Below are 12,268 nucleotides of genomic sequence, written 5' to 3'. Positions count from 1 at the left end.
CAGCCCGGTGCGTAGACGTCAAGGCTGAAGTTGCAGAACTCAGCGGCATAGGCCGGACACCCATTCGGGACCGGGCCAGTGCAGGGCAAGATCAGAGCAGGGCCGCACTCCACGGAGCGTTGAGAGAACTTCACACGCTTTACGGAGACTGCGATGAACGCCCCTGATTCCATCTTTACGCCAGCCGCTGGCAACGCCCCTGACGCCACCCGCTTTGCCGAACTGCTGGCCCAGTCCCGCCAGCCCTTTCCGGCTTCGACCAAGAGCTATCTGAGCGGCTCCATCTATCCCGAACTGCGTGTGCCGGTGCGCGATATTGCGCTCACCAACGGCGAGCAGGTCAGCGTCTACGACACCTCCGGCCCCTACACCGACCCTGCTGCCAAGATCGATGTGCGCAGCGGTCTGGCCAGCGTGCGCGGTGCCTGGATCGAGGCGCGCGGCGACAGCGAATACTATGTGGGCCGCCAGCGCGTGGCGCTGGACGACGGCGGCAAGCGCGGCGAAGAAGACCTGCGTGTGGAGCAGCTGCGTGCCGAAGCCGCAGCGCTGCAGCGCCAACCGCGCCGAGCCAAATCAGGCCAGAACGTGACCCAGATGCACTATGCCAAGCGCGGCATCATCACGCCCGAGATGGAGTATGTGGCCCTGCGCGAAAACGGTCGCCGTGAATGGATGGCGCAGTACCAGCAGGACGCGGCGCGAGAGCTGCGCCTGGCCGGCAACAGCCTGGGCGCAGCGATCCCGAAGATCATCACACCCGAATTCGTGCGCGACGAAGTGGCGCGCGGCCGCGCCATCATTCCGGCCAATATCAACCACCCTGAAATCGAACCCATGGCCATCGGCCGCAATTTCAAGGTCAAGATCAACGCCAACATCGGCAATTCGGCAGTGACTTCCAGCATCGAGGAAGAGGTGGAAAAGCTGGTCTGGGCCATTCGCTGGGGTGCGGACAATGTCATGGACCTGTCCACCGGCAAGAACATCCACACCACGCGCGACTGGATTGTGCGCAACTCGCCCGTTCCCATCGGCACCGTGCCCATCTATCAGGCGCTGGAAAAGGTCGGCGGCATTGCCGAGGACCTGACCTGGGAGATCTTCCGCGACACGCTGGTCGAGCAGGCCGAGCAGGGCGTGGACTACTTCACCATCCACGCCGGCGTGCGTCTGGCCTACATCCACCTCACAGCCCAGCGCCGCACGGGCATCGTCTCGCGCGGCGGATCCATCATGGCCAAGTGGTGCATGGCCCACCACCGCGAGAGCTTCCTCTACGAGCATTTCGAGGACATCTGCGACATCATGAAGCAGTATGACGTCAGCTTCTCGCTGGGCGATGGCCTGCGTCCCGGCTGCGCCAGCGACGCCAACGACGATGCCCAGTTTGCCGAACTGGCCACGCTGGGCGAGCTGACGCAGATCGCCTGGAAGCACGATGTGCAGACCATGATCGAAGGCCCTGGCCATGTGCCCATGCACATGATCCAGCAGAACATGACCGAGCAGCTCAAGCACTGCCACGAGGCTCCGTTCTACACCCTGGGCCCGCTGACCATAGACATCGCCCCAGGCTACGACCATATCGCTTCGGCCATCGGCGCGGCCATGATCGGCTGGTTCGGTACGGCCATGCTGTGCTATGTCACGCCAAAGGAGCATCTGGGCCTGCCCGACCGCGACGACGTCAAGCAGGGCATCATCGCCTACAAGATCGCGGCCCATGCCGCCGATGTCGCCAAGGGCCACCCGGGCGCGCGCTCGCGTGACGATGCGCTTTCACAGGCGCGTTTCGACTTCCGCTGGCAGGACCAGTTCAACCTGGGTCTGGACCCCGATACGGCCCAGGCCTACCACGACGAAACCCTGCCCAAGGACAGCGCCAAGGTGGCCCATTTCTGCTCCATGTGCGGACCCAAGTTCTGCTCCATGAAGATCACCCAGGAAGTGCGCGACTTTGCCAAGCAGCAAGGAGTGAGCGCCGAGAACAGCATTGCCGTGGGCATGCAGGCCAAGGCTCAGGAGTTCAACAAGGCGGGTGGGGATTTCTACATTCCCATCGTCAATGCCTCGACCGACACCACGGCTCGTTGACGTGAGCTGAAGCCGGGCTGCGGCGCTTGTGCATCAAGCGCTTTTGCCCACCGCCATGAAAAAGGCAGGCCGCAGGGCCTGCCTTTTTTGCTCAGCGATGTCGCAGGGGCTGCAGCGTCTGGCTTAGAAAGGGTAGCTGGGAACGCCCCCCGTCAGATCCACCCAGCGGCCCAGCTCCAGCTGGTTGCCCTTGCCCGGCACCATGGCGTAGAACTCGGGAGCGAGCAGGGGCATGCCATGAGCGGCGATCGAGCTCAGAGCGACCGAGCTCAGCGGAATGCCGTAATGGGCAAAGACCTGCCGCATGTCGCGGCCGATGATGCGGCTGGACAGCACATACAGCAGCTCATGGTTGCCGATGCTCCGGCTGGCATAGTCTTTCATGCCCAGTGCGTTCTTGTTGGCACTCCAGTAGGCGTCGTTGTAGATCAGGCGCTCGCCGCGACCCAGCAGGCCGAGGAAGTCGATCACATCCGCAGGCTGTGGCTGGGCCTGGCCCAGGCGCTCCCGGGTGTAGATGAAGGCCAGCTGGAAGTGCACGGCACGCATGGCGTTGTCGGACTTGTTGGCCTTGGTCCAGAAGCGCTGGAACATGTCGGCTTGCAGAGCGTCGCCGGTCTTGCCAGTGGCGCGTGCCGCCTGGATGTCCAGGTAGAGCTTTTTATGGTCGATGCGCTCGCCGCTGTTGTTCTCGGCCCCGTTGGTGATGGCGTACTGGCGCAGGGCACTGGCATTGGCCAGGATGTTGTTGTCGCATTCCGCGGGGCAGCCGCCGCCGTCGGTGGTCAGCAGCGTCATATGGCGCATCACGGTGTTGTGGCCCAGCTCATGCCACCAGCCCCATCCGGGGGCAAGGCCTGCTGCGCCGTCCGAAGGATTGCCCGAGCACAGAAAGCCGCAGGCCGCCAGCCAGCCGACAAAATGCTGCACGCCGGGGGCGCGCTGGATGCTGCCGCTGCAATCCCAGCCCAACGTGGCGCAGACGTTGTTCACGTTGGCGCTGGCGCTCATATTGTTGTAGCCGTTGGCCAGGTGGTTGCTGTCGAAGATCATGCCCTTGAGGCGCTCCACGACATAGGTGCGCGGATGGTGGCTGCCGATGGCGCTTTGGGCATAGCCAATGGTCTGCTGCACCTCGCCCCCCACCATCTTGGAGGTCTGCCAGCCAAAGTCGCCGCGTTGCAGCGCCTGCACGGCCTCGTCGATCTCCTGTGCGCCGGGATTGCGCGTGAAGTCGAAATGCGCGTATTTGACGCTGCCGCGCACGCGCAGCTTGACCACGCTGCCGGCCTTGGCTCCCGAGTAGTTGAGAAACAGCGGACCGCCCCAGGCCGTGCTGTAGCTCAGCGTCTGGCCCGGGCTCAGGCGGGCCTGGTGCCCATCGGGAAAGCGCGGTCGGGTGTAGTTTTCCTGCGCCAGGGGATTGCCGCGCGTGCGGATATTGCCGACACGCAGCGCCAGCCCCGCATCCGCGGCATCCACGATCTGCACCTGCACGGTCTTGCCCGGCGCGGCGCCGCGGCCTATGGCCGTGCGGCCATCGGCCTGGGCAATGGTGACCTCGATGGTTTCCCAGCTGTCGCTGGTGGCCAGGCCGGTCGAGGCCTTGGGCATCCAGTCGGCAAAATTCAGCGGCGTGCTCTCATGGTCGCGCACCGCATAGCTCAGCGTGTCGGCCGCCATGGTGCGGAAAAAGGCGCTGGCATCGGAGCGTCGCACCTGCGCATAGTCCACCTGCTGGCGTGCCAGATCGGCCCAGAGCACCAGGCGGCGATGCGCCGCCATATAGGGCTTGAGATAGTAGTTGTCGGCAAACAGGTTGATGCCCTGGCCTTCCTGGCCGAGCAGATCGTTGCGGATGCCGTCGAGAGCGCCGATCAGGCTGGTGTCCGCAGAGAAATCGGCACTGCTGCCGTTTTTCAGGGCTGCGAGCGCAGACTCATGCGCCCCCAGCCTGTCGGCCGCCTGGCGCTGCTGGGCGGCGGTCCTGCCGCCGATCTGGTAGCCATCGGCGGGCGCCCAGTAGTTGCCGGCGTAGCCGCCCAGCGCCATGCCCATGGCCTGAAGCACCTGGCGGCCGCCGGCCGAGTCGCCCCAGTTGCTGTGCAGATAGATCACGCCCTTGCCGGCCTGCAGGTAGCGGCTGACCTGGTTGCTCAGCGATGCCGAGAACGGCGTGTCCTGGCCGAAGACAAAGACATCGATGCTTTCCCAGCAGCTGTTGGCGGGATCGGTGATGGCGCAGCTCACCATCTCGGCCTTGCTGCCCAGACGGGCGACCAGATTCGTGACCGAGGCCTGGCTGTAGTTCTGCGCAGCCAAGCGCAGCGTGGCCGGCAGCGGGCCTTGCGCCTTGCCGGTGACAAGCCAGGTGAAGCTGCGCTTGAACAGGGGCAGTTGCGCCTGATTGGCGCCCGAGGCGGTGGCGAGCTGTCCCATCAGATCTTTGCCATAGGCCAGGGCGCGGCCATTCTGGGCTGTTGCCATGCTGGCCAGCACATTGCCGTTGTTGGCCACCAGCAGCGGGCTGGCGCTGGTGGACAGCAAGGGGCTGACGCGCTGGCTGTTGTTACCGAAGTCCAGGGCCGCGGCAGTGCTGTCATCCAGTAGCTGGGCGAGCAGTCTTTGCTGCTGCAGCCGGGTTTGCTGGATTAGCTGCGTTGCCGATTGCAGCAGCTCCGTCTGGTCTTCGGTCTGCAGCAGGCGGCTGTCGCCGGCAAGCAAGGCCTGTTCGATGCGGCTGCTGGTCGGCGGCTCGGTGACCGGGGGCAGTACCGCAGGCGGATCGACTTCAGGAGGCGCAACCTCGGGAGGCGTGACGCCGGGAGTGCCGGGCTGTGCAGGGGTTTCGGTGCCAGGAGGCGTGGCGGGGGAGGAGTCGCCAGAGCCACCGCCGCCGCAGGCGGTCAGGGCAAGGCTTGCCAGGAGAGTCAGAGTCCAGCGTGGAAACATGAGTTTGGAAGTCAGGGCGCCGCAACTCGCAGTCATGCTGCGTTGCTACGGGTCAAGGAAAATACCTGTTTTTAGGTAGTGAGGCTGGCGTAAAGCCGATAAAGCGCGGCGCAGTGTAGCCTTGTCCGTGGGATTTATTGACCACAGCCCAACGAGACTGCCCAATCCCGAACAGGGTGTGGCAGCCAGCTATTGATTCAGCACAAATGCCAATAGCGAATAGGCTGCATCCAGGTGTTTTGTTAATAACCGAAGAGTCCTGAATGATGCAGGATTTTTCTTTAAGAAAAATGAATGAAAGCTTCGTATGAAGAAGGATTGATGCTTTTAATTTGATAGCAAAACAATTCAATGAAAAATCAGAATGTTTTATTTTGTAATTTATGTTTTAAATATGTGAATTATTTATTGATTTGGTATTTGGGGGCGCATTGATTTCAGCTTCGGAGTTTTCAGCTGGCGCAGCCCTGACTTGCTATTCACCCTGCTCAAGGCGGTAAAGAAAATGGGAGCCTGAGCTCCCATGTTTTTTCTGTCCGTGCCAATCCGCTTTATCGCCAGTACTGGCATTTGCTTTCCGCCTTGGTGGTCCAGATCTGCTCGGCAGGCAGCTTCTTGATGATCTTGTAATAGTCCCAGGTGCCCTTGGACTCGGCCGGTGACTTGACCTGCATCAGGTACATATCGTGCACATAGCGGCCGTCTTCACGGATGTAGCCCTGGCCGAAGAAGTCGTCGATCTTGGTGCTTTTCAAGGTGGCCATGACCTTGTCGGCATCGAGCGTGCCGGCTTTTTCCACGGCCTTGAGGTAGTTCATGGTGGCCGAGTAGTCGGCGGCCTGGATCTCGCTGGGGCGGCGCTGGGTCTTGGCCATGAAGGCGTCGGCAAACTTTCGCGAGCCGTCGTTCATGTCCCAGTACCAGGGGGCAGTGAACTGCATGCCTTCGGTGTTCTTCAGGCCCAGGCTGTGGATGTCGCTGAAGAAGACCAGCAGGCCGGCCAGCTTCATGTTCTTGGTGACGCCGAACTCCTTGGCCGCCTTGATGGAGTTGATGGTGTCTCCGCCGGCATTGGCCAGGCCCAGAATCTGCGCCTTGCTGTTCTGTGCCTGCAGCATGAAGCTGGAGAAGTCGCTGGCGTTGAGCGGCGTCTTGACCGAGCCCAGCACCTTGCCGCCGCGCGCTTCGATGATCTTGCTGGTGTCGGCTTCCAGAGCGTGGCCGAAGGCATAGTCGGCCGTCACGAAGAACCAGCTCTTGCCGCCCGTGTCTACCACGGCGCCGCCCGTGCCTTTGGCCAGGGCCACGGTATCGAAGGCGTAGTGGACGGTATAGGGGCTGCACTGTTCATTGGTCAGGGCCGAGCTGCCCGCGCCATTGTCGATAAAGACGCGTTTTTTCTCCTGCGCGACCTTGGCCATGGCCAGGGCCGTGGCGGAGTTGGTGCCGCCGAACACCAGGCTGATGCCTTGCGTGTCTATCCATTCGCGGGCCTTGCTGGCCGCGATATCGGCCTTGTTCTGGTGGTCGGCCGTCAGCAGCTCGATGGGCTTGCCCAGTACTTTGCCGCCAAAGTCGTCAATTGCCATCTGTATGGCAACGGCACCGTTCTTGCCTTCCACATCGGCATAAAGGCTGGACATGTCGGTGATGAAGCCGATCTTGACTTTTTCCTGTGCCATGGCGGGAGCCGCGAAGGCCGCCGTCAGGGCGAGAGCCAGCAGGGAAGCAGAGGGCGCAGACTGGGACAAGCGATGCATGGAGTCTCCTGAAAATTATGAGAAATGTGGAGAGAGCGTGCAGCGTCCGGTCGGCGGGTGGCCGCCGTCGCTGCATCGCAGCAAACATGCTAGGGGCGGCGATTGCGTCTGGCATCGGGGCAAGCACTTGCGGGAAATCCCAAGGGATACACCTGCTTTGATAGCTGCTTGCGCTTGCTGTTAATTGATTTCAGATGGATTGGTTGCTGAAATCCATGAATGAAAGTCGCAAGGTGCTTTTATTCTGATAGCGGTTGCAGCGAGATACCCGCAGCAGCCATGCCACGCCAGGGCCATGAAAAAAGCAGCCCTCAGGCTGCTTTGGTGGATGTTTTGGCAGGGATTGCACCTGGCGCTGCAGGCTATGCCGTGCGGGGAGCGCGAATCGCGGTCTTGGGGCGAAAGGCCTTGCAGATCTCGTCATGGGTCTCGAGGTAGGGGCCGCCGATCAGGTCGATGCAATAGGGCACGGCGGCAAAAATGCCGTTGACCTTTTGCTTGCCGTCCGCGTCCTTGAGACCTTCCAGCGTCTCGGCAATTGCCTTGGGCTGGCCAGGCAGATTGATGATCAGGCTGCTGCCGCGTATCACTGCCACCTGGCGCGAGAGGATGGCGGTGGGCACAAAGGCCAGGCTGATCTGGCGCATCTGCTCGCCAAAGCCCGGCATTTCCTTGTGGGCCACGGCCAGGGTGGCCTCGGGCGTCACATCGCGCAGCGCGGGGCCGGTGCCACCGGTGGTCAGCACCAGGCTGCAGCCTGCATCGACCAGCTCGATCAGCGCCGCGCTGATGCCGGCCTGCTCGTCGGGAATCAGGCGCGGCTCGAACTGGATGGGGTTCTTGAGCGCGCGGCTCAGCCATTCCTGCAGCGCGGGTAGGCCCTTGTCTTCATAGACGCCGCTGCTGGCGCGGTCGCTGATGGAGACAATGCCGATCTTCACGGCATCGTGAAGATATACGGGCGCATCACTCATCGCCGTCGTCCTCGGCAGCCGCACCGGCCTTGCCGGCGCTGGCCAGTTGCTCGCGCACCAGCTGGAACAGGTCGCGGTAGGCGCGGCCCTTGCTGACTTCCTTGGGCTCGGCATCGGGGCCGGAGGCAGCGGCCGCAGCGGCGGCTTGCTCCTTGGCCTTGTCGATGTCCTTGCGCGACTGGCGGATCAGCGAGCGCAGCTGCTGCACATCGGTGCCGGGGAAATGCTCCAGCCAGATGGACAGTGCCGCTTCCTCGACGATCAGGCGGTCGCGCCATTGCTCGGCCACCTGCAGCGACATTTTTTCGCTGGCCGATCCATTGCGCTGCTCGTCCAGTGCCTGCTTGACGGCCGCAACCTGTTCCGGCGTCAGCTTGCGCATGAGCTTGCCCACGTACTGGAGCTGGCGGCGCTTGCCTTCGAAGTTGGTGATGCGCTTGGCCTCGGCCAGCGCGTCGACCAGTTGGTCGGACAGCTGCAGGCGTTTGAAGAGGTCGCTGCGCAGCGTCATCAGCTCCTTGCCCAGATCCTGCAGCGCATCACTTTCGCGCTTGAGGTCGGTCTTGGTGGAGTCGTAGGTGCCTTTGAGTTCGGCCTTCAGCTCAAGGTCCAGCTCGCTGCCTTCGGCAACGAACTTTCCGCGAACAAAATAGCCTTTGGTGGGTTTGCGTGACATGGTAAGGGGGCAATATCGGTGGCAGCGCAGAGGGCGCCGCAGTGGCGGCTATCATATCCGCCGCTATGAAAAAACCTCGCTCCAGCAATACAAGCACTTCCAGTGCACAGGCCCAATCCGCACCGCAAGCCGGTTTCAGCTTCAGCCAAGCCTTTTTCGAGGGGCTGGTGGACCAGGCTCTGCAGCATGCCAAGAAGCTGGGGGCGACGGACGCAGGCGCCGAGGCTTCCGAAGGCTGCGGCCTGTCGGTCAGCGTGCGCAAGGGCCAGCTGGAGACCGTGGAGCGCAACCGCGACAAGTCGCTGGGCGTGACCGTCTATCTGGGCCAGCGCCGGGGCAATGCCAGCACCTCGGACTTCTCTGAAGCCGCCATCAAGCAGACCGTGCAGGCCGCCTATGACATCGCGCGCTTCACGGCCGAAGACCCGTTTGCGCGTCTGCCCGACAGCGCCGATATCGCGCTGCCCGGCACGCACCGTGATCTGGAGCTGTTCCACCCCTGGGACATTACCAGCGAGCAGGCCGCCGAGATGGCACTGCGCTGCGAGGAGGCCGCCTTCAAGACCCACCGCCGCGTGAGCAACAGCGAGGGTGCGGGCGTCTCGGCCCAGCAAAGCCATTTCTTCACGGCCCATACCAACGGTTTTCGTGGCGGCTACGCCAGCTCGCGCCACAGCATGTCGGTGGCGCCCATCGCCAAGCTGCCCGGCAAGAATGGCGAGATGCAGCGCGATTACTGGTACAGCTCCATGCGCAATGCTGCCGATCTGGCCTCGCCAGAGGCCGTGGGCCGCTACGCCGCAGAGCGCACGCTGAGCCGTCTGGGCAGCCGCAAGATCCCGACCACCGAATGCCCGGTGCTGTTCGAGTCTCCGCTGGCCGCCGGCCTGCTGGGCAGCTTTGTGCAGGCCGTCAGCGGCAGCGCGCTCTATCGCAAGAGCACGTTCCTGCTGGACTCCATGGGCAAGCCCATCTTCCCCAAGCACATCGATATCGAGGAAGACCCCTTCGTTCTGGGCGGCAAGGGCAGCTCGCCCTTTGATGAAGAGGGCGTGCGCGTGCAGGCTCGCAAGGTGGTCGATGCCGGCCGCGTGGAAGGCTATTTCCTGTCCAGCTACTCGGCGCGCAAGCTGGGCATGAAGACCACGGGCAATGCCGGCGGCTCGCACAATCTGGTCATGACTTCGCGCCGCACCAAGGCGGGCGACGATCTGGATGCCATGCTCAAGAAGCTGGGCACGGGCCTGTTCGTGGTCGAGCTGATGGGCCAGGGCGTGAACTATGTGACCGGCGATTATTCCCGTGGTGCCAGCGGCTTCTGGGTGGAGAACGGCGAGATCGCTTTCCCCGTGGACGAAATCACGATCGCGGGCAACCTCAAGACCATGTTCAAGGGCATCGAGGCCATCGGAGCCGATGCCTATAACTATGGCGCCAAGACCGTGGGCTCCATGCTGATCAATCGCATGAAGGTGGCCGGCAGCTGATCGCTTCGGATCGCTCCATGAAAAAAGCAGCCCGGTGGCTGCTTTTTTCATTTGACTGCATCAGCTCTCGGCTGCGGCCTGAACTATGCAGTGCGAGAGTTTCTCGAAATGCTTGTGGGCATCGGCACTGAGCTCGATTTGCTTGCGTCTGGCATCCTCGGTATCGGCCAGCAGAATCCAGCCTTTCTGGCGCATGGATTTCAAGCGGGTGTGAATCGTGGCCGGGGACCCGAGTTCACGCTGGGCCATCAGGTCCCGGACGCAAAGACGCTCCTGGCGCGTGCCGGCATTGGCGATTTGCTCCAGCAGGCGTTCCTCCAGTGGATCCAGTGCGGGCAGCACTGGCAGGTTGCGGATGGTCGCTGCCAGGTGCAGAAAGCGTAAATAGATATCGGCAGACAGGGACTTTGGCATGAGGAGGCAAAAACAGACGACGCGCCGCTAACGAAGAGCGAATAAACGGCGCTCATAATACTGTGCAGACAGTGAACAGGCTCGGCGGCAGCGCATGAAGAACATTTGGACGCAATTTTCGGTGGCGGTTATCACGGCTTTGCTGTTCCTGGCGATGCTGGCTCTTAATCAGTGGATTTTCTCCGAACTGGAATTTGTCAGGGGCGTCAACTGGATTTACCTGCCTGCAGGCGCTCGTCTGCTTTGTACCCTGCTTTTCGCGGAGGCGGGCGTGGTTGGGCTTTTCGTCGTGTCATGGCTGGTCTGCAACTTCTACTTTTTCCCGGATGACTGGCTGCGGGCATTTGCGGGCGGCATCATGGCCACGCTTGCCCCTTATGGCACTTATTGCGCAGCTCGCAAATGGATGGGGCTCGGGCGATCTCTCAGTGATCTCACGCCGCATCGCCTGCTGTGGCTCAGTGTCATTTACGGACTGAGCAATGCCTTGCTGCACCAGGCCTGGTCCGTCGTCATAGGGGATGGTTTTCAGCTGGACCAGCTTCTGGTGATGATTCTGGGCGACTTCAGCGGCACTTTGATCGTCCTGTATGTATTCAAGGCCTTGCTCATGCTGCCGATCAAAATGGACCGGTATCTGCTCAAGTAAGACCGTTTGCAGTCCCGGTGTTGGATTTGACCGCTTTTGCAGCCAGCCATGACTGATGGCAAGTCATACTAGGGGGCTCGGTCTAGAAAATCCAATATCAGTTGTTAGTGTCATGAGTTCTGCATCCTCACCCACCTCCGGCATGAGTCGTCCGGACTGGCTCAGCGCCATCATCGTCATCGTGGTCTGGGGTCTTAATTTCGTGGTCATGAAGTGGGGGCTGGCCAAGCTCTCGCCCCTGCTGCTGTGCGCGCTGCGCTTTGCCGCGGCATCTCTGCCATTTCTGCTGTTCGTGCGTCCGCCCAAAAACCTTTCCTGGGGTCTGCTGGCCGCCTACGGTCTGGTGCAAGGGGTCGGGCAGTTCGGCCTGCTGTTCACGGGCATGAAGCTGGGCATGCCTGCCGGCATGGCATCCGTGGTGCTTCAGACCCAGGCTTTCATCACCATGCTGCTGGCGGCTGCGTTCTTGCACGAGAAACCGCAGCGCTGGCAATGGCTGGGCTTGCTCGTCGCTCTTGCAGGGCTGCTGCTGATCGGTGCAGCCCATGGTGAGGGGACATCGGATATGACGCTGATCGGTTTTGTGCTGACCGTGGGCGCCGCTGCCATGTGGGCCGGCTCGAACCTGCTGACGCGGATGGCGGCCAAGCAAGGCTCGTATGAGCCGGTGTCCTTCATCGTCTGGACCAGCGTTTTCCCCATGTTGCCGCTGCTGTTGCTGTCCCTGTGGGTGGATGGTGCGGATTCGGTGGCTTCGCAGCTGCAGTCCATTGGCTGGAGCGAGCTTGGGGTGATCGCCTATCTGGCTTTTTTGTCCACCTTGCTGGGCTATGGTCTGTGGACGCGGTTGCTGCAGCGCTATGCGGCCAGCACCGTGGCCCCTTTGTCGCTGCTGGTGCCGGTGATCGGCCTGCTGTCGGCCATGCTGCTGCTGGGAGAAGCACCCAATGGCCTGCAGTGGCTGGGTACGATGGGCGTTCTGCTGGGCATGGTGGTCAACCAGTTTGGCGGCAAATGGCGGCGCTGAGACCCCGGCTGGCTGATAGCAGGGCACGCCGCTACTCCGCCGGAGCGGTCTGTGACTGCCCGGCAGAGTACTTTGCCAGCGCAGCACAGGCTCGCAAGTCAAGAGCTGTTGTCGATCGAAGTTTTTTTGAACACTTGGCCTGAATCACGAATATTGAATCTCGTTTTCGTCATTATTATTGCCAGCATCCAGATAAAAGCATGACTTTTCCATTCCGGATTTGAGCCGGCCT

General features: G+C 61.9%; 9 protein-coding genes. 4 read left to right on the top strand and 5 right to left on the bottom strand.

All coding sequences use genetic code 11. From position 1 onward, the window contains the following. The first annotated feature begins 153 nt into the window (after nt 1-153). The gene (gene thiC / locus CTR2_RS20210) at nt 154-2,097 is read left to right on the top strand and encodes a phosphomethylpyrimidine synthase ThiC (protein WP_087081524.1); all 1,944 of its coding nucleotides are present in this window, start codon (nt 154-156) and stop codon (nt 2,095-2,097) included. A gap of 123 nt (nt 2,098-2,220) precedes the next feature. Here the strand turns inward: thiC and CTR2_RS20205 are convergent, their stop codons facing one another. The 4 genes from CTR2_RS20205 to yjgA form a co-directional block, all read right to left on the bottom strand. Beyond that, nucleotides 2,221-5,085, bottom strand: a complete 2,865-nt coding sequence (locus CTR2_RS20205) for an ImpA family metalloprotease (protein ID WP_254913238.1) — start codon at nt 5,083-5,085, stop codon at nt 2,221-2,223. 515 nt (nt 5,086-5,600) lie between these two features. Then, nucleotides 5,601-6,809, bottom strand: coding sequence for an ABC transporter substrate-binding protein (locus CTR2_RS20200; protein ID WP_087081528.1), 1,209 nt, complete (start codon nt 6,807-6,809; stop codon nt 5,601-5,603). A gap of 362 nt (nt 6,810-7,171) precedes the next feature. Further along, a complete protein-coding gene (mog, locus tag CTR2_RS20195; protein WP_087081530.1) occupies nt 7,172-7,783 on the bottom strand; it encodes a molybdopterin adenylyltransferase in 612 nt (203 codons plus the stop codon). Beyond that, a complete protein-coding gene (gene yjgA, locus CTR2_RS20190; RefSeq protein ID WP_087081532.1) occupies nt 7,776-8,459 on the bottom strand; it encodes a ribosome biogenesis factor YjgA in 684 nt (227 codons plus the stop codon). The genes mog and yjgA overlap by 8 nt, the downstream gene beginning before the upstream one ends. A gap of 65 nt (nt 8,460-8,524) precedes the next feature. Between yjgA and pmbA the strand changes: the two genes are divergently transcribed. Then, entirely contained in the window at nt 8,525-9,946 is a 1,422-nt protein-coding gene (gene pmbA, locus CTR2_RS20185) for a metalloprotease PmbA (protein WP_087081534.1), read from the top strand. A gap of 60 nt (nt 9,947-10,006) precedes the next feature. On the opposite strand, the gene CTR2_RS20180 is transcribed toward pmbA, so the two are convergent. Beyond that, a complete protein-coding gene (locus CTR2_RS20180; protein ID WP_003069365.1) occupies nt 10,007-10,360 on the bottom strand; it encodes a hypothetical protein in 354 nt (117 codons plus the stop codon). 94 nt (nt 10,361-10,454) lie between these two features. Here CTR2_RS20180 and CTR2_RS20175 point away from each other — a divergent pair, with 94 nt between their 5' ends. Both CTR2_RS20175 and CTR2_RS20170 read left to right on the top strand, forming a co-directional pair. Further along, the gene (locus CTR2_RS20175) at nt 10,455-11,009 is read left to right on the top strand and encodes a hypothetical protein (RefSeq protein ID WP_087081537.1); all 555 of its coding nucleotides are present in this window, start codon (nt 10,455-10,457) and stop codon (nt 11,007-11,009) included. 142 nt (nt 11,010-11,151) lie between these two features. Then, nucleotides 11,152-12,036 carry an EamA family transporter gene (locus CTR2_RS20170; protein WP_445082610.1) on the top strand — a complete coding sequence of 295 codons (885 nt, stop codon included), beginning with the start codon at nt 11,152-11,154 and terminating at the stop codon, nt 12,034-12,036. The last annotated feature ends 232 nt before the right edge of the window (nt 12,037-12,268 follow it).

Source organism: Comamonas thiooxydans (assembly GCF_002157685.2).
GTDB classification, from domain to species: domain Bacteria; phylum Pseudomonadota; class Gammaproteobacteria; order Burkholderiales; family Burkholderiaceae_C; genus Comamonas; species Comamonas testosteroni_H.
Note: the sequence above shows the minus strand (reverse complement) of the source record. Positions and strands in the feature narration are given on the sequence as shown.